This window comes from Algoriphagus sp. oki45, assembly GCF_036245605.1.
Lineage (GTDB): Bacteria > Bacteroidota > Bacteroidia > Cytophagales > Cyclobacteriaceae > Algoriphagus.
Map to the genome: position 1 here is coordinate 2,128,632 of NZ_BTPC01000001.1, position 20,109 is coordinate 2,148,740.

Here is a 20,109-nt window from a genome sequence, read left to right on the forward strand (position 1 = left end):
TCAGGTAGTTTTATCCCAGATTCTATAGCTTTTGGTCAGTTCAAAAACCTGCTCGAGAATCTCCTGCTCGGTTATATCCCATTCTTTGGATCTTCTGGAAAAGACGACGCGAGCCGCTTCTACAAACTTTCCAAAACTAAAGGTGGAGAATCCGGCAGCCCCTCCCCAAGAGAAGGAAGGGATAAAATTTCTTGGAAATCCGTCTCCGAAAATATTGGCTCCTACTCCCACCACTGTTCCGGTATTGAACATCGTATTGATCCCGCATTTGCTGTGGTCTCCCATCATTAGACCGCAAAACTGAAGCCCAGTATTAGTAAATCCACCTTTGGTATAATCCCAAAGTTTGACCGGAGCGTAATTGTTTTTCAAGTTGGAGGTATTGGTATCTGCACCGAGATTGCACCATTCACCGATCACGGAATTGCCCAAAAAGCCTTCGTGCCCCTTATTGGAATAGCCAAAAATGACTGAATTGGATATCTCTCCACCCACCTTAGAATAAGGTCCCACGGTGGTATCTCCTCTGAGCTTAGCTCCCATATTGACCGTTGATCCCTCACCTAAGGCAAAGGGTCCTCTAATCAGGGAACCTTCCTGAACTTCAGAATTACGACCGAGATAAATCGGTCCATTATCTGCGTTGAGTACGGCAGCTTTGATTTTCACCCCTTCTTCAATAAAAATATTTTCTGGTGAATATACTATTGTGTGGGGATCGGTTACATTTTGGCTTCTGCGGCCCTGAGTAATCAAAGCAAAATCAGCACGGATTGCCTCTCCGTTGAATCGAAAGATATCCCAAGTATGCTGAATGAATGCAGGCTGAAAATCCAGCTGAATCGGTTTCTTGTGTGCGAAAAAGGAAAGATTTTTCTCTGTCTCTCCGATGTAGGCAGCCACGGGAATTTTGCCAAGAAACAATGCCTCGTCCGGATTCAGATTTTTAAGCGATTGAATGAGTTCTTTCGATGGAAGAAAGCCGGCATTGATCGCCAAATGATCCCCTCCCGTACGGGAAAACTTCTTTTCTAAATACGGCTGAGTAAGGTAAGAAACTGGAATGCCACTGATTTTCTCCCACTTTTCGGAAATTTTCAGGATACCTACTCGGATGTCAGCTACTGGCCGGGTAAAGGTGAAGGGCAAAAGTGATCCCCGGATGGCAGGATCGTCGAACAAAAGAATTTGCTTCATGGGACAAAAATAAAAAAGTCTCCCAGAATCCATGCTCCGGGAGACTTTTTACCTAGTATGTCTTGGAATTACTTCTTTGCGTATCTCTTGTTGAATTTCTCCACTCTACCAGCGGTATCAAGAAGCATTTTCTTACCTGTGTAGAATGGATGAGATTCAGAGCTCACTTCGATTTTGTACACTGGATAAGTTTTGCCGTCGGTCCACTCGATGGTTTCGGAAGTCTCGATTGTGGATTTGGTCAAGAACTTAAACTCGCTTGAGGTGTCGTAAAATACTACGTCTCTGTAGTTTGGATGAATATCTTTTTTCATGCTATAGCTAGTTTTCTTTTGCCTTTTTCAAATGAGGCACAAAGATATTGTTTTATACAAAATGCACCAAATCTTTATCAAGGATTTATTAATACTCTGGAAAGAAAGTCAAAAAAGGCCCTATTTACTCTTCAGATCACCCCGTTTGATCGAGCGTATAAACTGAGACCAGGCGAACGGATCTAGGATTCGTAGCGGTCTGGGGCCGTACAAGTCCTGATTTTGGAGCATTTGCCCCTGTTGAAAATAGCGGAAATTCTCATTGCCGGAGGCCGGCATGGTCTCAGCCCACCTAAGGAGCATTTCTGGGCTCATATTGGACCGGCTGATGGACATCGGGTCGACCACATTCATAGCCACCACGGCTTTCTTGAATTCATCCTCGGTGGGATATGGCATGACTTCGATCTCGGCAAGTGCAATCTCATCCACCTCCATGGTCAAAATCAAGCTGATACGGTCATTTTCAAATCCATCTGGCACTTTGAAAGTCTGTTTTTTCAATCCAATGAAAGTAAAAACCACACTGTCACCCTCAAGTACTGGCATGGAGAAATAGCCAAATCTGCCGGAGACCGTCCCCCTCCCTTTTTTGGGAACATAAATATTTACTCCGGGCACAGCATCGGTGCTGTCGGCATTGAGGATAATACCAGAAAGCTGGATTACTTTTTTGTCCCGGTCATCCTGGGCCAAAGCACTTTGAAACAGGCTGCAAAAACCCAAAACCAAAGCAAAAGAAAGAATGTAGGTTATTTTCACGAATATTAAATCAAATTAGTCCGTAGACCTCAGCCTATTTACTAGGCCCAATTTCGGCCTAAATTTTAATTTTACACCCCTCGGCAAGTTAAAACTTACAAATGAGACTCAAAAATATCAGTTTGACCTACGGATTGCGAATTTTTAAGGCACTTTCCGAAGAGCCACGGGTAAGAATGATCCATTTGCTTATGCTTAACAAAGAATTGAGCATTTCGGATTTAGAACACATATTGGATTTTACCCAGACCAAAACCAGCAGACACCTTATTGCGCTCAAAAATGCCGGGCTTTTGGGTAGTCGAAGGGTGGACCAATGGATGTTTTATTACATCCTGGAAGAATATCTTGAAATCATTCAGCAGATTTTCAAGTTTATCCAAAAAGATCCCAGCTTAATCAAGGATCAGGAGACCTTCGAAATCCTCAAATCCAACCGTGAGCTGGCCATCAATAAAATCCAAAACAACCCTTACCGTCGCTGAATCCATCTTGAAAACGTACCAACACCTATTTTTCGATCTGGACCATACCCTTTGGGATTATGATCGAAATGTCACCGAATCACTTTCCGAACTTTACCAAATTTACCAACTTCAGGAACTGGGAATTCCAACGTTAGAAAAATTTTTCGAATCTTTTCATGCAGTCAATTTCCAGCTATGGGATTGGTACAATGTGGAAAAAATAGACAAACACAACCTCCGGAAAGAGCGCTTCCCAAGGATATTTAACCATGCCGGAGGAAGGGCTGATGCCATTCCACAGGAATTTGAGGAAGATTTTATGCACCGAACCTCCTCCAAGCCCCATGTTTTCCCCTACTCTAAGGAAATCTTGACCTATCTCCAAGGAAAGTACCAAATCCACGTGATCACGAATGGATTCAATGAGTCTCAGGCAAAAAAGATGAAATCATCCGGCTTGGATGTGTATTTTGACCTCATTGTTACTTCCGAAACCACAGGACATAAAAAACCCGATCCAAGGATTTTTCACTATGCTCTGGATAAACTGAGCACTAAACCAGAATTTTGCCTGATGATCGGCGACAATCCCAACTCGGATATTCTTGGCGCACAAAGAGCTGAGATTGATCAGGTTTTCTTCAATCCTGATGGAAAAACCATCGAACTCAAACCGACCTTTGAAATCAGACATCTCAAAGAATTAGAGTCGCTTTTGTAAGTGAAATCACTGCCCTTTCGGTCAGGAAAACTTATCTTTGGCCACTCAGAAATCAAATAAACACCAAATATCATGTTAAAGGGATTTTTCAACGTACCAGCTCCTGTCAATGAGCCGGTAAAATCATATGCTCCGGGCAGCCCCGAGCGGAAAGAACTCCAAGCCATGCTGGCTGAGCTCCGGTCCAAGCAAATCGATGTGCCCATGTACATCGGAAGTGAGGAAGTAAGAACAGGCAAAACCCGCCCGATGTCTCCCCCACACGATCATCAACATATCTTGGGACACTTCCACGAGGGCGACGCCTCTCATGTGGAGCAGGCGATCAATGCAGCTTTGGGCGCCAAAGAAGCTTGGGAAAATCTGGAATGGGAACAGCGTGCTGCGATTTTCTTAAAGGCTGCTGATCTTTTGGCTGGCCCTTATCGGGCAAAAATCAATGCAGCTACCATGCTCGGCCAATCAAAGAATGCATTTCAGGCAGAAATCGACTCCGCTTGTGAGTTTATCGACTTTCTCCGATTCAATGTGAAATACATGACCGAAATCTACGCCCAACAGCCTCCCGTATCCGGCAATGGTGTTTGGAATCGCGTGGAGCAGAGGCCTCTGGAAGGTTTCGTGTTTGCATTGACTCCCTTCAACTTTACCGCGATTGCTGGAAATCTCCCAACTTCGGCTGCGATGATGGGCAATACGATCGTTTGGAAACCAGCATACACGCAGATTTATTCAGCTCAGGTTTTGATGGAAGTCTTCAAAGAAGCAGGGGTACCGGATGGGGTAATTAACCTGATTTATGTAGATGGCCCAACAGCCGGAGATGTCATTTTCAAGCATCCGGACTTTGCAGGAATTCACTTTACAGGTTCTACCGGGGTATTCCAGCACATTTGGAAAACTATCGGAGAAAACATCAACCGCTATAAATCTTATCCAAGAATTGTGGGCGAAACTGGAGGTAAGGACTTCGTCCTTGCTCACAAATCCGCTGACGCAAAAGCCGTAGCTGTAGGCTTGGTGAGAGGTGCTTTTGAATACCAGGGACAAAAATGTTCTGCCGCTTCCCGCGCTTACATTCCATCCAACCTTTGGGAAGATGTGAAAAAATACATGCTCGAAGACCTCGCCACCATCAAAATGGGCGGTACCGAGGACTTCACCAACTTTGTGAATGCAGTCATCGACGAGAAGTCATTTGACAAAATCGCGAAGTACATCGAAAATGCGAAATCAACTCCGGGAGTAGAGATCATCGCCGGTGGCAACTACGACAAGTCCAAAGGCTATTTCATCGAACCAACGGTGATTCTAACGCAAGACCCGATGTACACCACCATGTGCGAGGAGATCTTCGGTCCAGTCTTGACCATCTATGTGTACCACGAAGAGCACTTTGAAACGGTAATCGAACTGGTGGATCAGACTTCTCCCTACGCACTCACAGGCGCTGTATTTTCTCAAGACCGCTACGCCATCGAATTGGCCACACAAAAACTGAGAAACGCAGCAGGTAACTTCTATATCAACGACAAGCCAACCGGAGCCGTGGTCGGTCAGCAGCCATTTGGAGGTGCAAGAGCTTCCGGTACTAATGACAAGGCAGGTTCGATGATCAACTTGCTTCGTTGGGTTTCTCCACGAACCATCAAGGAAACCTTTGTGTCTCCGAAGGATTATCGATATCCGTTTTTGGGTAGCGACCTTTGAGGTTTCTAAAACCTCGAAGGTCTTTATTCCAAAAATAAAGACTCTGCAACTCAATAACCTTTGAGGTCTTCCGGACCTCAAAGGTTATAAAGAGCCTCGGAGATTTCCGGGGCTTTTTTTTTGATCAAAGGATTTCAAAAAATTAAGAAATCCTTTTACAGTTAGACAAGATCAAAATCTAGAATTCTGTTCAATTATAATACACTTAGTAGAACGGCTTGAAATATGTCTTGTCAAAAGAATTTTCAAAGATCTGGATAAAGTACAAATTATCAATCCAAACTTAAAGTGGTACCATCGTCATACATCAAAGAACGAATGTCATATTCAATTTCAATTTTGGACAAATCAGCCATTTTAAGCTTTGATTGGTCAAAATTTGAATTACTAAATTCTCCAGTTGACAGCGGGATTGTTTTTTTGGAATTAGCACCAATTGGTTCCGAAAGAATCCAATCAGCTGAATAAAAAGTTATTCCATCAGAATTTTTAAAATTAATTACCACTCTAAATCCTCCTATTTCTTTATCAGTTTTATTCTGAGCTATTATATCAATTAATAAAAAATCTTTAAAGTACCCCCCATCTATGAATTTCTGAAGGTATTTTCGAATTACTTTAACTTCTAAAGAAGCATTAATCCTATTCTTTTTCTCTAATAATTCCTTAGCCAATCTATCTGCCATTTCTTTCTTGAAAATTGCAGTTGACAAAATTTCAGAGTAAGTTTTTGAATGAAAAGTACTATCTGTCAGATTGTTGAATATATAGTTTGCTAAGAGCATTTTTTCCTCTTCTGTTATCAGCCTTTTTTCTAAGAAGATACTTATATCTTCATTATAAGTCTGCTTGCTAAACTTTTCATCCAGAGATTTCCCATTGCACCCTAATAAAATAAAGGCAAAAACTATGGACACATATTTCAATTTCATACTTATATTTATTTAAATACAATTAATTTATAATTTTTTTTTATTCTGACTTTATGAGCAAACATAAACCAGAAACTTTGTTCTTATCATTAACAGAAGGAATCACAATCATATTTTTTGTAGCATTATAGACAATCAAATTACCCGTCTCATCCTTAGTTATAAAGCGAAATTCTTTGTAATTATTCACATAAACCAACTCATCATTAATCATAGGATCTATTTCAAAAATATTCATTCGATAATCAGTTAGGTTTCTGGCAAACAAATCTTTCAATTCACCAATCGTTGGCAATCTCCAACCCTTTCTTTCAAACTTGTTCATATCCTCTGAATTTAAGTAATTCAAAACAACAACTATGTTTTCATGTTTTTTTCCATGTATGTCTTTTCCGTCACGGATTGCAGATGCAGAAATACCCAACTGTTCCATTGATATTGGAATAGATGTCCAAGTGAGTTGCCCGATTTTACTTAATGAAAGACTTTTAAAATAAGAGTTTCTAACATTATCTTTTAAATTTCCACTGAGGCCGTCAATATTTAATAAATAATCGATCCGCTCTTTTGGGTATGATACTTGAATAAATGGCAAGTAATTCCGGATATCCTTTGTAACACTTTCGATCCATTTAATTTTTGAGCCATCTTTTAAGATCTGAACTTTATTGAGATTGTTCTGGAGTATCCAATCCGCATCGTCCAAATTCCCCGCAAGGCAAAGCGCAATAAAATAATAAGGCATGGTACCTACAGTGTTTATACTCCACTTTTTATACTTTTCGTAAGTAAACAAACCCTGACCTTCTGCATGATAAAACATTTTATACACATTTTCAGCCTTGCCTTTGTACAGAAGATATTTTATGTACATGGACTGATTAAAGTAGCTTGGGGCACCATTCTTCCATGTATTAAGAAAGAGATCATTTTTACTTTGTATGAAAAAATTGGCTCCACTGCCTATATATTCTATCCCGCTTTCATCTATGAGATCAAAAATCTTATTTGCATTCTCACCAATGGCATTCACGCCCCAAAACTCTCCTTTTTGCCTGTTGTTGCTCAAATACTTCTTTGACAGACTTGATATGTTTGCAATCCAGTTTTTATCCTCATTTTGATTATCGTATGGATTACTCTTTTCAACATAGTTGATATAAGGGACCAAAGCCTTAACGGTGAAATCAGGAAAAACAGTTAAAAAATTACTGAATATTACCTCAAAGTCATAATTGCTATTATCGGTTTTTGTAATAATCAGCTTTGCCTTATCATTGTTGAAGTCTATTGAAATATTACTATTGTCATTAAACTTATTTACCAAGTCTGAATCAGTTAGGTAGGATTCTTGCTTCAAAATTTCCCCAGAACTTTGATTTTTTGTGAGGACGGATTTCATAGCCCCCTTGTCAAAAACAACCCGAATTGAAATCCCGTTAACCATTCCTATCCACTCTCCGTCATAAACAATTACCCCATCGACAACTGCATAATTCCCGTTAAGGAATTCCTTTCTCACGTTATTTTCAATAGACTCGAATGCGAAGGATTGAATTATCCCGTCTTTCCAATTTTTCTCCTTTTTGTAAACAGTTACTTTCTGACCTCCTCCTCCCTCTCCCCAACTTTCCTTCTTTGTAAACAAAAGAATTTCCTTACCATTTAATTTTCCTTTTAGGTAAGGAAAGGTTTGCTTCTTGGTGATTTCTGTAAACGGACGGAATTGAGATACTCTTGAGAATATCAGATCTGATTTTACAACCTCCTCACCATTGTATACACTCCAAGAAGAGGTGTTGATCCAGCTACCGTTTTTTTGATTATTTTCAAAAGTACCTGTTGTGGTGAAAGTTCCGTTAAGCCCCAATTTTGATTTAAACGAGAATGCACCCTGCAAAACATCTTCACCATTTTTTGATATGTAAGAATAGATTGCTGTACCCGATTTTTTTTCGTATTCATAGGCACCTGTATAAGTTTTAGTCTGGCCCATCGCATTAATTGCCATAAACAGCAACAAAAAACTTAAAGTAAATCGCATCATTTTCTTTGAGGTTTTGTCTTGCAAAACCGTGATTAAGTGTTTTAACATCTGCTTAATGGTCTGCGTAAAGAATAGTTAAAAGAATTTAAGAAAATAAAATCTATACAACTAGTTATTTGCGGTGTTTTAATTTTCACATCAAAAGCTTTCAAGTTTGAGATGAATTTCATTCCAGCCATGTGAAATATTCACATTTTTCAATGGACTTATTTTGGACGGAACCGGATTCAGAATCCATCAAATTTGTTTTGAAGCAACTTTCGCCAGCGATACAGCCAGTTGGTCCAATGAATATGTCGTGTCGATAATTTCACCGTTAATAAGGCAAATTCTTGATTCAACTCGGACCCTTACTTTATCATCATCCTTCCTCTTTGAAAGGACAGTTATGTGGAGGATATGGTTGACATTGATCAATCTGTGTCCTGAACCCTGCAATGTCAAGGGGTTATAATTATCTTCGATTTTGATGAACATTTCAATTTAATTTTGGGTGACTCTTTATTCTAAAGATTTTAGTTAGAAAATTTCACTTTTAATCGGACAGAATCAGGGGAAACCCGAATGTACAAATGAAAAATCCTTTTACTCAATTAGCTTGTAAGGCTTTGCTAATTGTTTGGCCAAGGTACCAATGTGATTAAAAGAAAAATGGGTAATATCATTCCAAATAGGCTCAAATAGCCTGACTTTCTCAAATCGACAGGAAATGATGGAGCCCCAAAAAACTAAATCAAACAAACCCCTCCTGCTATCATCAAAACAAGGGATGCCCAATGCAAAACATCCATGCGGTCGCGAAATACGATCCTTCCAAAAATCACTGTCAATACCGGAACAGCAAAACCAGCGACAGATGCCAAAAAAGGATCTGCCGTCTTTAACCCAATCGTACCCGCAAAAATCCCTGCAAAAACTACCACTGCCATCAAAGCCATTTTAAGGGTTGATTGACTCTCGGAATTTCGAGAATTCTCTGCTGGGTTGAAAAAGATAGCGAGTAGCGACGTGGTAATCAAAACAGTGGATTCCTGAGTACAGATGATCGCCAAGGGAGGAAAGATCTTCAGACTTTCCCACTGAATCAAAAGAGAAACTGAAAAAGAAAGCGTCATTCCTATTAAAAGTAAATGTTGTTTAAACACGGCTTTTTCCTTCTGTGCTTTGTGACGATCGTTAAAACAGAACACTAAATAACCAATACTCATTAATGCCGAACCCAGAATTGCCTTGGTTGTGAGACTTTCTTCACGAAAAAGGTAAGTGTAACATGCCGCGATACCTGTGCCCAAAAGTGAATAAAAAGCCATTTGAACCAAGCTCCCCGATTTCAAAAAGGTAACCATTAAAACCAATCCTAACACTCCAAAAAGTGATGCAATGAATACATAAATTGAATTGGGGTGGAGGATAAAATCAATAAGATTTACTTGAGTAACCCAGGCAGCCCCAAAAGCAAAGGCAACAGTGAATATTGCTCTCCGACTGATGATATGCAAGGGTTGTTCCCCTTTCAAAAAGAGCTTCCAGAGCACATTATTAAAAGCGTAGAGACAAACTGAAAGAAAAAGCCACAGCATTACGAATCACCTTTTACTAGTTCCACCACAACTTCATAATCTCTAATTATTGATTCCCGAATGTAATTATTGACCAAAAGAGGATCAAAGTCACCAAGGATAAAATGAGATTTTTTAAATTCACCAACTAGAAAACAAACATACGCTCTATAGATTTTGAGCTGATTAAGGTTGATTCGAGTCCAAATATCTTTGCCCTCCTCATTTGAATAAGGTAGAAATTCAAGAACTTTTTGAATCAATAGATCTCGTCTCTTTGAAAATAACAGTCTGACAATTATGAGAACGGCGATAATTCTGGCATCATCATTTATTTGATCAAAGTATTTCTCTACTTCATTTTTTAGAGAATTTGGCAGTTTTTGGGATTCCACTTCAAGCATTAAGATTCCAAGCCTTCTAGCCTTTGGGATTGGGTGAACCGGTTCGGTCTCTACAAATTCCCGAATCGGTTCGAGCCATTGACGGATGGATAATTTATTAAATTCGGCCCATTGATACATCAAGCAGTCGTAAAACAACTTAGATTCCAGACCGGTCTTATGCTTTTTATACTCTTGGAGCAGGTCATAGTAATATCCATCCAAGTGATCCTCATCCACATACCATTCAATTAAAAACTCCCGAGCCTTTTCACTCGCACCAAAATAAGGAATCAACTTTTGCATCAATCCAGCTCTATTAAGTTTAATTACAAGATTGTGAATGAAAAAATAGATTTTAAGAGAATCCTGTCTGTAGTCAAAAACACCATCAAGTTCGAATAGCTGTCCTAGTATCGAAATGTTTCTTTGAGAGATTGATGCATCTACAATCGCTTCCAAAAGGTTAAACAAATTGGGGCTATCAATAAATTTTGATACTTGCTTTCTAGCCTCGTCCAAGGATGAAATACCACCAATTTGAATCGCAGAGATTACCTGCAATAAATCAAAATGATTAAGCTCTGACTCCTTTTCAACAAAATCTTCCCAATTGTAGTAGCCGAGGCTTTGGCAAATGAGGTCTAAAGTTGACTTGGTCGGCGAATGGGGAGAATCATATTGGAAAACCCGACGTAGGGTACTTTGGCTGACATTGACATGAGTTTTTTCAAAAAGAAAATCAGCTATTCTATGGTAGCTTTTATTCGTGTTGAAAGAAACATTCACTCTCTTCGCCAACCTCTGTCTTAGTCTTTCAAGTAGTTTTTCATCTAAGTCCCCAAGGGCTTTCGGCATAGATTGGCACTTTTTATATTTCTTGTCAAAGTACTAAGCTAATAAAATTCATAAAGACCAAAATCAGTAATATGATTTAGTTACAAAAAATCATTTTCCGAAATCAGGAAAACTATTCCAAAATGGTATATCTCCATGCTCCGACTAATCAATAGTCAATTCTCAACTTCAATTTTCAAAAGCCTCGGAGATTTCCGGGGCTTTTTTTGTACTTTTATCAACATGAAAGCAATTGAAATTAAGACCATTACCAAATCGGACGGAAGCATTTCTTTGGAGTCAACAGGACTTAAAGGAGGAGTCCCAGTGAGAGTTTTAATTCTTTCGGAAGAAGAGGAAATGGAGGAAAAGAATTACCTAAAATTTCTCTCCAATAATCCAGCCCTTGATTTTTTAAACGAACCTGAAGAAAATGTCTACACCACCAAAGACGGAAAGCCTTTCAAAAATTAGAGGAAAGATTGTCCTAGTACCTTTTCCATTTGAAGATTTTTCAACTCGAAAAGTACGTCCAGCACTTTGCCTATCTGAACCCATTGGGAAGTTTGAACACGTTATCTTGGCATTTATTTCGAGTAAAATCAGCGATCAGCTCGAAGAATCCGAATTTGAAATAAAACCAGAAGAGGAAGAATGGCAACAAACCGGATTAATCGTTCCATCTGTTCTAAAACTTCACAAAATGGTTTCTCTACCTCAGAACCTTATTTTGAGAGATTTGGGATATTTTCCAGAAAGTAAGATGGAAACCCTTGAAAAAGGCATTAAAATGATTTTCAACATCCGATAAGTATCTTTTTTATTTCCCATAGAAAAGCACAGATTAAAAACACAGATTTTCACAGAAATTCTATCGAGGTTTTTCATCTATGCGGATCTGTGACCTTTTCCGCGAAAATCTGCGGGAAACAAAAAACGGCTAAGTCTCCTCAGCCGCTCGTTTGACCTTTGAGGTTTTCAAAAACCTCGAAGGTCAAGATTGAAAATCTCTGTCTACATTCTTATTTTGGTTTTTAAAATATTGCCTTTCAATAATTTATAAAAATTCATTTTTATGACTGATCCCTTTTCACCAGGAGAATTTTTCCATGTTTACTCAAGAACAAATGGAGCGGAATTACTTTTTAGAACTGAAGAAAACTACACCTATTTCCTTCAAAAATATCAAGATCATTGCTCTCTCTATTTTTCAACCTTGGCCTACTGTTTACTACCCAATCATTTTCACTTTTTGATTCGAGTAGAAGAAAGTGCCGAACCAGAAGCTGCTTTAAGTGCTTTTTTCAACTTCTTGAATGGCTACGCTAAAGCATATAACAAGCTTTATGATCGACATGGGGGCTTATTTCAACGGAAATTCAAAAGGAAACAGGTAGATCGGGAAAGTTATTTATCCCAAGTGATCATTTACATCCATAGGAATCCTCAAAAACATGGAATTGTCGAGGACTTTAAAAATTGGAAATTTTCATCCTACAATGGCCTGATATCTCTAAAAACCACAAAACTGGATAGAGATTTCATTCTGGATTGGTTTGGAGGATTAGAACAATTCAAAAAAGTTCATGAATTAGAACAGGCTGCTGACTTTCCCGAAGAGATGTCTTTAGAATAGAAAACTTTGTAAAAGACCTTTGAGGTTTTCAAAAACCTCAAAGGTCTAGTTTTCCTTGAAACCTTCGAGGTCTTGAAGAATTAAATGATGTAATCTAGAATAAAACCTTCGAGGTCTTGAAGACCTCAAAGGTTAAGTATACATCGCCCCATTCACATGGATTACCTGTCCGGAGATGTAAGTGCTCATGTCGGAGCCTAAGAACACGCAGACATCGGCGATTTCCTCCGGCTTGCCTCCACGCTTCATCGGGATAGCATCTCTCCAGCCTTGGACAGTTTTTTCATCCAGCACTTCTGTCATCTCAGTTTCGATAAATCCCGGCGCCACGGCATTGCAGCGGATATTTCTGGAGCCCAATTCTAAGGCAACCGACTTGGTAAAGCCGATGATTCCAGCTTTGGAGGCTGCGTAATTGGCCTGACCGGCGTTTCCTTTGGCACCGACCACGGAAGTCATGTTGATTATCGACCCAGACTTAGCTTTCATCATGGTGCGGGTAGCCGCTTTGACGGTATTGAAGCAGGATTTCAGGTTGACGTTCATGATTTCGTCCCAAGATTCCTCGGTCATCCGCATTAGGAGGTTGTCGCGGGTGATGCCGGCATTATTGACCAAAATATCCAAGGCACCGAAGTCCGCCACCACAGAGTTGATCAATTCATCAGCAGCTTTGAAGTCGGAAGCGTCTGAGCGATAGCCTTTGGCTTTCACCCCAAAAGCAGCCAATTCGGATTCGAGTGCCTGACCTTTTTCTACGCTGGATAGGTAAGTAAAAGCTACGTTAGCGCCTTCCTGCGCAAAACGGATGGCGATTGCCCGTCCGATCCCTTTGGAGGCACCGGTGACCAAGGCAGTTTTTCCTGAAAGTAATCCCATGAAGATCAAAATTAAGTTTGGCCAAAATTAGAAAAAAAGACCGGACTTTGGGTTTCTCACCTTTCCCCAGACTCCTTAAAAACTGAATCACAGCATTTTAAATGTCAATAATGAGGTTTTAAAATAGAAGCCTTGGTCAACTTTTCTTTTGGCCAAATTTTTCAAAAGAATTCCTCCTGAATTCATTCTCAGGCCGATCAGCCGCATGCTCCCTCCTACAAAATGAGTTTTTTTCTGAACCCAAAAGGCCTATTTTTGCACAGTTTCATTTGTAATCAAACCCATTTTAAATATGTCTTCGACAAAATTTGACTTGATCGTGCTGGGAAGCGGACCGGGAGGATACGTAGCGGCTATTCGCGCTTCTCAACTCGGATTGAAAACCGCCATCATTGAAGCGGAAGAGCTAGGCGGAATCTGCCTCAACTGGGGCTGTATCCCGACCAAAGCTTTGCTGAAAAGCGCCCAGGTCTTCGAATACATCAGCCATGCTTCCGACTACGGGATTTCTGTGAAAGACGCTGAAGCGGACTTTACCGGAATGGTGAAAAGAAGCCGAAACGTGGCCGATGGCATGAGCAAAGGCGTGCAGTTTTTGATGAAGAAAAACAAAATCGAGGTTATAGCTGGATGGGGGAAAGTTCAGCCTGGCAAAAAGGTAGAAGTGGCCGACAAAGACGGTAAAAAAACGGTGTATTCTGCTGACAACATCATAATCGCCACTGGCGCAAGAGCCCGAGAACTGCCTTCGATGAAAATCGACAATGAAAAAATCGTCGGTTACCGCAAAGCGATGACCTTGGAAAACCAACCCAAGAAAATGGTGGTGGTAGGTTCCGGCGCCATCGGAGTTGAGTTTGCTTACTTCTACAATGCCATCGGCACAGAGGTGACGATCGTGGAATTTATGGATCGCATCGTACCTGTAGAAGACGAGGAAGTATCCAAAGCTTTGGAAAAAATCTACAAGAAAAGCGGAATCAAAATCATGACTTCCTCTGAAGTCACCGGAGTGGATACCAAAGGAAAAGGATGCAAAGTGACCGTAAAAACGGCCAAAGGCGAAGAAACTTTAGAATGTGACATCGTACTTTCCGCTGCAGGTGTGGTTTCCAATTTGGAGAATATCGGCCTTGAAGATGTAGGGATTTTGGTAGACAAAGGAAAAATCCAAGTCAATGACTACTACCAGACCAATATGCCGGGCTACTATGCCATCGGGGATGTGGTTCCGGGACCAGCTTTGGCACACGTGGCTTCTGCAGAAGGAATCATCTGCGTGGAAAAGATCGCCGGACATCATCCTGAGCCTTTGGATTACAAAAACATCCCGGGATGTACCTATTGCTCTCCGGAGATAGCTTCTGTAGGCTACACCGAATCCAAAGCCAAAGAAGCAGGGTATGAAGTGAGAGTAGGTAAGTTTCCTTTCTCTGCCTCCGGAAAAGCTTCCGCGGCAGGCGCAAAAGACGGCTTTGTGAAGCTGGTATTCGACAAGAAGTATGGAGAATTGCTTGGAGCGCACATGATCGGTGCCAATGTCACCGAGATGATCGCTGAGATCGTGGCTATCCGCAAATTGGAGACCACCGGACATGAACTGATTAAGACCGTTCACCCTCATCCAACGATGTCTGAGGCCGTCATGGAAGCTGCTGCAGCAGCCTATGACGAGGTAATTCACCTTTAATTTGAAGTGTTTTGAAAATAAATAGAGCACCGGGACCAAACAATTGGCCCGGTGTTTTACTTTTAGCTGACAGGAATTCCAAACTGACCCACTTTTGCAGGAAGAAGAAATCATAGCCGGGCTTAGAGCCCGGGACCGCAAAACCACCGAGTACCTTTACGAAAAGTATTCCCGGGCACTCATGGGGGTGATTCTACGAATCATCTCTGACCATGACCTTGCAGAGGAAGTTTTCCACGACTCTTTTGTAAAAATTACCCGAAAGATCGACTCCTACGAAGAGTCAAAAGGCCGTCTATACACATGGATGGCCAATATTTGCCGTAATTCCGCCATTGATAAACTTCGGTCCAAGGAAATTTCCCAAACCGGAAAAACCAATGCCATCGATGACTTCGTATTTGGAATCGAAAGTCAATCAGGAACCTTGGAGCATGTAGAAGGAATTGGCGTGAAGGAGTTAATGAATCAGCTGAACGAGGATCAGCGATTCATTATTGAGTATATTTATTTTCAGGGATATACCCATTCGGAGCTTTCGGAGGAGTTTGACATCCCACTAGGCACGGTCAAGTCCAGGGTCAGGGCAGCATTGCAAGTATTGAAGAAGAATTTAGAAAAAATCTAGCGTGAACATCCAAGAATACATCGAATCAGGCAAACTGGAGCTCTTCCTACTTGGAGAGCTGACCGAGCGTGAGCGAGAGGAAGTGATCGCTATGGCCAAAGCTCATCCCAAAATCCAGCAAGAACTGGATGCTTTGGAGGAAGCCATGTTTGCCTTTGATGAACTGACCGGAAAAGCTCCATCAGCTCAGGTCAAAGAGAAAATTTTCGCTTCCCTGGAGGAAGATTTCAAGGGAGAAGATGCTACGAAAAAAGCTCAAATTCCAACCCCCGCGCCTGTAGAAACCAAAGTGGTGAAACTCAGTCCTTGGAAACCTTTTGCAGTAGCTGCTTCTTTGATCGCCATCCTTGCGAGTGCCGCTGCGATTTATTTCGCAGGAAAGTTTTATGAAACCGATCAGAAATTCACCGCGCTGCTTCAGGATCAGCAGGTCTTGGCAGACAATCTGAATCAAGTCAAGCTCCAATACGAAGAAACCGACAATCGACTGGACCGCTTGGTTTCGGGTGATTTCCGAAGAGTGGAAATGAAAGGAGAAGCCCTTCCAATGCAAAAGGATGCCAAAGTGGATGTCTTTTGGGACCAAAAAGCCCAGGAAGTCTTCGTAGCTGTGAACAATCTGAATTCTCTTTCTGCAGAATTTGATTACCAACTTTGGGCGATCGGTAAAGATGGTCCGGTAGGAATTGGCTTAGTCAATCCAGGAGAAAAATTCACCTTGCAACAGATGCAAGCCGTAGCGGAAGCAGGCGCCTTTGCCATCACAATTGAGCCCAAAGGTGGGTCTCAGTCGCCTACCCTAGAAAAGCTCGTGGTACTTGGTGAGGTGGCTTAACCTCACTCCATGTTTTAATAGCTACAAGCCTGCTTTGCAAAGAGCAGGCTTTTTTCATGCCTTTTACCGAACTTACTTTTTCCAAAAGCACTTTCTAATCCTATGGAACTCCAACTCTCCACTCCTGCCCTGCTTTTTTCAGCGATTACGCTACTGATGCTGGCTTTTACCAACCGATTTTTGGCGATTGCCACTCTGATTCGGGGACTGCATAAAAACTACCTCAAGGAACCCGATCAGGAAATTATTGTAGAGCAGATTCATAACCTCCGCCGCCGGCTGACCCTGATCAAAAACATGCAGCTTTTTGGGGTATTCAGCTTTCTGATGTGTGTGATTTGTATGTTTTTGCTCTTTCAAGGATACACATCTGCTGCCAATTGGGTCTTTGTGGCGAGTATGATTTCTCTTTTGATCTCCTTGGGCATATCTCTGGTCGAAATCCAGATTTCCACCAAAGCACTCAATCTGGAACTCTCCGACATGGAAGATATTTTCGAAAAGCGGAAAAGCAGTTTGGATGCCTTTTTCCGTCTGGATCAGAAAAAAGAATAAAAAGATCAGCTTAAAAAATCTGCCCAATACACCCCTGTTTGATGCAGTTTAGCTGTTAGAAAAAAAGATGGAAAAAATGGTTTAAAGAAAAGACGGTAACAATATAAATCCCCAACCAAATAACCAGTTTGAAGAAAGTTTTGAGTATCATATCCATCCGCTATCCTTTATCCATGCCCGAAAATAGGCCCACTATTCTGCCGAAATTCACCAAATGAGAATTTGCAGGGATTCCTTGAGAAAGCGAATCCGAATGGATAGAATCTGAAATCAGGCTTCTCTCAGTGCCTGGAGTAGCTGATCTTTTTTGCGGGTGGCCAAGGGCACTGTGGATCCGTCCTTGAGAAAAATGGTTCCTCCATCCCGCTTGTCCAAATGATCAAAATAGGCCAAATTGATCAGATGGGACTGATGGCATCGGAAAAATCCGGATTTCTCCAACAGCTCCGCAAACTCCTTCAGGGTCTTGGAAATCAGCAATTTTCTTCCGTCAGAGAGAAAAAACCGGGTGTAATTGTCCTCAGACTGGCAGCGGATGATTTCCTCCACCTGTACCCGATAGACATTTTCGGCATCGGAAAGCACCAGCTGTCTTACTTTTTCCTCCTTTTGGGCAAGCATCGCCTCTTCTACCTGAAAATCCTCTATGGGCTTTTGGTTTTTGGCTTTGGCCACTGCCTCCACCAAATCATCCGGATCTACTGGCTTGAGCAGGTAATCAATCGCAGCCACCCGAAAGGCCCGGATGGCATACCCTTCATGCCCGGTCACAAAAATAACCCGGAAAGTCCTCTTCTTTATCAGATTGAGTAAATCAAACCCGGTACCATCAGCCATCTCGATATCCAAAAAAACCAGATCGGCCGGATTTTCTTTCAGGCATTCCAACCCGGACCTGACACCGTCAGCTTCTGCCACCACCTCAACCTCAGGAGTAAATTCCCGAAGAACCAATTTGAGATTTTCCCGGATGTGGGACTGGTCATCTATGATTATGGCTTTCATCTGCGATTCAGTTTGATAAATAAGGAACCAAAAGCTGGACTTCTGTTCCCTGCTCTTTACGTTCAGATCGATCCAATAGATTGAGCTGAATTTGGTTTTTCAGCTTCCTATTGTAGTTGTCTATCCGCTCCCTGATGATGGAAGTGGCTAGAGAGCGATGGTTTTCTTTTGCTTGGAAAGCAGAAAGGATTCCCACGCCATTGTCTTTGACAATAATCTCCACATACTCCCCGGCAAGGCTAAACTCCACTTCAATTTTCCCTCCGGTCTCCTTCAATCCGTGCTGAATGGCATTTTCCAAAAAAGGCTGCACAAACATAGGAGGAATGGATATCTGCCCGGAATCCAAGGTTCCCAAGCACTCGATCGAATAGTCAAATTCCTTTTGCAGGAGAATCTTTTGGATCTCCAGGTAATTTTCCAGCATGCGTATTTCCTCCTCGAGTAGGATGTATTCCTCTCGGGAATTTTCCAATACTTGGCGCATCAGCTTGGAAAACTTCCCCAAATACCGGGAAGCCAATGCCCCCTCGGATTTAAGCATAAAGTTTTGGATGGATGAAAGAGCATTGAAGATAAAGTGGGGATTGAGTTGAGAGCGGAGAAAGCGCTGTTCCAACTCAGCCATTTGGGCTTCGGATTTGAGCTTTTTTCGTTGGTAATAGCTATACCCCAAACCAGAGAGAAGAAGAATCCCTATACCGCCAAACCAAAGCAACTGATTCTTTTGTGTCAGTTCCAGGCTTTGAATTTCATTTTGTTGGGAAAGAGCCAGAATTTCTGATTCTTTCTTTTCCGATTCATACCTCACCTTAAGTTCTTCCAGTGTTTGGGCTTTTTCGAGGGAAAAAATACTGTCCTTAGCCTGCTGCCATTTTCGAAAAGAATCCAAGGCCAAGGATAATTTCCCGCTTTTCTCCTGCACTCGGGACAAACCTTCGTATCCATCCTGAACCAAAGGCAAGGCCTGAATCTCCTCGGCTATTTTTATCCCCCGCTGATAGTAAGCTTCCGATTCTCGAAGTTGATTTTGCCCGGCATACACATCCGCCAAGCCCAAGAGGATAGTGGCGATATTCCTCGTGTATTGTCCCTCTTCGGCGATTTCTAAGCCCATGAGGTATTCTTCTTTCGAGCGGTCTAAGTTTCCGAGAGAAAAATAAACCGAGCCCAGATTGCTTTTGGCCATCATAATGCCTACCTCTATTCCTCCTTCTTTACTGACCTCTTCCACCCGGCCAAAAGCCCAAAGTGCACTGTCATAAACCTGAAGCTTGTCGTAGGCAGATCCTAGGTTATTATACAAAATAGCCTGACTCTGAAGCATTTTTTCCTTTTCAGCCAGGAGAATTGCATTTTTATACACGGAGATCGCCTTACGGGTATCGCCTGACCTATTGTAAATGATTCCTAAATTATTGTAGACCGCCAATAGATTTTTGCCAAAACCTCCGGCATTCAAATACACTCGCTCGGCTTCAAGCACAAATGGAAGCGCTTTTTCCAAATCCCCTACCTGCAGGTAATAGGCTCCGATGGAGTTATTGGCCAAGCCTATTCCTAATGGATAATTGATCCGAGTGGAAATCTCCAATGCTTGTTCTGCAAAGTACTTTCCTCCCTGCTCTTCCATAAAGGTACTTGCCTCGCAGAGTTCAATCAAGAGAGCTACACGAACTGTATCCTCCAGGTCACCTTTCTGAAGCACCTGCTTGAGGCTATCCATCCGCGCTACCTGGGATAGCGCAGGACAAAAGGTCAAGGCAAAAAGGACCATTGACAGGAAAAGGCTCCTTGGATTCGTACTATTCAAAAGAATCAGGGGATTTCAGGGTGAATTGTGCCTTGAAATTGGAGAAAAACGGGCAATTCTAAAAGCCAAAATCCCACTTTTGCGAAAGCTGCTGGGATAATTCCTATGCACCATTTGAAAAATCAATTTTTATTATCCC

The 20,109-nt window shown here is 41.6% G+C and carries 20 protein-coding genes; 10 read left to right on the forward strand and 10 right to left on the reverse strand.

Translation table 11 applies throughout. From position 1 onward, the window contains the following. The 3 genes from AAA942_RS09240 to AAA942_RS09250 all read right to left on the reverse strand — a co-directional run bounded on the left by AAA942_RS09240 (position 1) and on the right by AAA942_RS09250 (position 2,267). Entirely contained in the window at positions 1 to 1,197 is a 1,197-nt protein-coding gene (locus tag AAA942_RS09240) for a GlmU family protein (RefSeq protein WP_338219956.1), read from the reverse strand. A 68-nt stretch (positions 1,198 to 1,265) separates the two neighbouring features. Beyond that, positions 1,266 to 1,511 carry a type B 50S ribosomal protein L31 gene (locus tag AAA942_RS09245; RefSeq protein ID WP_026950917.1) on the reverse strand — a complete coding sequence of 82 codons (246 nt, stop codon included), beginning with the start codon at positions 1,509 to 1,511 and terminating at the stop codon, positions 1,266 to 1,268. Between the two features lie 120 nt (positions 1,512 to 1,631). Further along, complete coding sequence (locus tag AAA942_RS09250) at positions 1,632 to 2,267, reverse strand: carboxypeptidase-like regulatory domain-containing protein (RefSeq protein ID WP_445083335.1); 636 nt, start codon at positions 2,265 to 2,267, stop codon at positions 1,632 to 1,634. A gap of 107 nt (positions 2,268 to 2,374) precedes the next feature. Between AAA942_RS09250 and AAA942_RS09255 the strand changes: the two genes are divergently transcribed. The 3 genes from AAA942_RS09255 (at position 2,375) to pruA (ending at position 5,171) form a co-directional block, all read left to right on the forward strand. Beyond that, complete coding sequence (locus tag AAA942_RS09255) at positions 2,375 to 2,758, forward strand: ArsR/SmtB family transcription factor (protein ID WP_338219957.1); 384 nt, start codon at positions 2,375 to 2,377, stop codon at positions 2,756 to 2,758. A 7-nt stretch (positions 2,759 to 2,765) separates the two neighbouring features. Beyond that, positions 2,766 to 3,461: a YjjG family noncanonical pyrimidine nucleotidase gene (locus AAA942_RS09260; RefSeq protein WP_338219958.1), complete on the forward strand. Its 696-nt coding sequence runs from the start codon at positions 2,766 to 2,768 to the stop codon at positions 3,459 to 3,461. Positions 3,462 to 3,533: 72 nt separating this feature from the next. Next, positions 3,534 to 5,171: an L-glutamate gamma-semialdehyde dehydrogenase gene (gene pruA, locus AAA942_RS09265; protein ID WP_338219959.1), complete on the forward strand. Its 1,638-nt coding sequence runs from the start codon at positions 3,534 to 3,536 to the stop codon at positions 5,169 to 5,171. A 272-nt stretch (positions 5,172 to 5,443) separates the two neighbouring features. Here pruA and AAA942_RS09270 read toward each other — a convergent pair whose 3' ends face one another. The 4 genes from AAA942_RS09270 to AAA942_RS09285 all read right to left on the reverse strand — a co-directional run bounded on the left by AAA942_RS09270 (position 5,444) and on the right by AAA942_RS09285 (position 10,950). After that, positions 5,444 to 6,103 carry a hypothetical protein gene (locus AAA942_RS09270; RefSeq protein ID WP_287939303.1) on the reverse strand — a complete coding sequence of 220 codons (660 nt, stop codon included), beginning with the start codon at positions 6,101 to 6,103 and terminating at the stop codon, positions 5,444 to 5,446. Positions 6,104 to 6,143: 40 nt separating this feature from the next. After that, positions 6,144 to 8,114 carry a hypothetical protein gene (locus AAA942_RS09275; protein WP_338219960.1) on the reverse strand — a complete coding sequence of 657 codons (1,971 nt, stop codon included), beginning with the start codon at positions 8,112 to 8,114 and terminating at the stop codon, positions 6,144 to 6,146. 764 nt (positions 8,115 to 8,878) lie between these two features. Next, on the reverse strand, positions 8,879 to 9,730 hold the full coding sequence (locus tag AAA942_RS09280; RefSeq protein ID WP_338219961.1) for a DMT family transporter: 852 nt from the start codon (positions 9,728 to 9,730) through the stop codon (positions 8,879 to 8,881). After that, positions 9,730 to 10,950: a hypothetical protein gene (locus AAA942_RS09285; protein ID WP_338219962.1), complete on the reverse strand. Its 1,221-nt coding sequence runs from the start codon at positions 10,948 to 10,950 to the stop codon at positions 9,730 to 9,732. The genes AAA942_RS09280 and AAA942_RS09285 overlap by 1 nt, the downstream gene beginning before the upstream one ends. Before the next feature lie 222 nt (positions 10,951 to 11,172). On the opposite strand from AAA942_RS09285, the gene AAA942_RS09290 reads away from it, so the two are divergent. From AAA942_RS09290 to AAA942_RS09295, 3 genes are all read left to right on the forward strand, one after another. Next, the gene (locus AAA942_RS09290) at positions 11,173 to 11,403 is read left to right on the forward strand and encodes a hypothetical protein (protein ID WP_287939308.1); all 231 of its coding nucleotides are present in this window, start codon (positions 11,173 to 11,175) and stop codon (positions 11,401 to 11,403) included. Further along, on the forward strand, positions 11,363 to 11,740 hold the full coding sequence (locus tag AAA942_RS20315) for a type II toxin-antitoxin system PemK/MazF family toxin (RefSeq protein ID WP_445083328.1): 378 nt from the start codon (positions 11,363 to 11,365) through the stop codon (positions 11,738 to 11,740). The genes AAA942_RS09290 and AAA942_RS20315 overlap by 41 nt, the downstream gene beginning before the upstream one ends. Before the next feature lie 264 nt (positions 11,741 to 12,004). Further along, positions 12,005 to 12,565 carry a transposase gene (locus AAA942_RS09295; protein WP_338219963.1) on the forward strand — a complete coding sequence of 187 codons (561 nt, stop codon included), beginning with the start codon at positions 12,005 to 12,007 and terminating at the stop codon, positions 12,563 to 12,565. A gap of 132 nt (positions 12,566 to 12,697) precedes the next feature. On the opposite strand, the gene fabG is transcribed toward AAA942_RS09295, so the two are convergent. Continuing rightward, positions 12,698 to 13,444 (reverse strand): 3-oxoacyl-[acyl-carrier-protein] reductase, encoded by a 747-nt coding sequence (gene fabG / locus AAA942_RS09300; protein WP_338219964.1) that lies wholly within the window; start codon positions 13,442 to 13,444, stop codon positions 12,698 to 12,700. 292 nt (positions 13,445 to 13,736) lie between these two features. On the opposite strand from fabG, the gene lpdA reads away from it, so the two are divergent. From lpdA to AAA942_RS09320, 4 genes are all read left to right on the forward strand, one after another. After that, positions 13,737 to 15,134 carry a dihydrolipoyl dehydrogenase gene (gene lpdA, locus AAA942_RS09305; protein WP_338219965.1) on the forward strand — a complete coding sequence of 466 codons (1,398 nt, stop codon included), beginning with the start codon at positions 13,737 to 13,739 and terminating at the stop codon, positions 15,132 to 15,134. 94 nt (positions 15,135 to 15,228) lie between these two features. Next, the gene (locus AAA942_RS09310; protein ID WP_338219966.1) at positions 15,229 to 15,762 is read left to right on the forward strand and encodes an RNA polymerase sigma factor; all 534 of its coding nucleotides are present in this window, start codon (positions 15,229 to 15,231) and stop codon (positions 15,760 to 15,762) included. A 1-nt stretch (position 15,763) separates the two neighbouring features. Further along, the gene (locus tag AAA942_RS09315; RefSeq protein WP_338219967.1) at positions 15,764 to 16,597 is read left to right on the forward strand and encodes an anti-sigma factor; all 834 of its coding nucleotides are present in this window, start codon (positions 15,764 to 15,766) and stop codon (positions 16,595 to 16,597) included. A 102-nt stretch (positions 16,598 to 16,699) separates the two neighbouring features. Next, a complete protein-coding gene (locus tag AAA942_RS09320; RefSeq protein WP_338219968.1) occupies positions 16,700 to 17,152 on the forward strand; it encodes a DUF2721 domain-containing protein in 453 nt (150 codons plus the stop codon). Between the two features lie 270 nt (positions 17,153 to 17,422). On the opposite strand, the gene AAA942_RS09325 is transcribed toward AAA942_RS09320, so the two are convergent. Both AAA942_RS09325 and AAA942_RS09330 read right to left on the reverse strand, forming a co-directional pair. After that, positions 17,423 to 18,157, reverse strand: coding sequence for a LytR/AlgR family response regulator transcription factor (locus AAA942_RS09325; protein ID WP_338219969.1), 735 nt, complete (start codon positions 18,155 to 18,157; stop codon positions 17,423 to 17,425). A gap of 7 nt (positions 18,158 to 18,164) precedes the next feature. Continuing rightward, positions 18,165 to 19,970, reverse strand: a complete 1,806-nt coding sequence (locus AAA942_RS09330) for a tetratricopeptide repeat-containing sensor histidine kinase (RefSeq protein ID WP_338219970.1) — start codon at positions 19,968 to 19,970, stop codon at positions 18,165 to 18,167. Positions 19,971 to 20,109 lie beyond the last annotated feature (139 nt).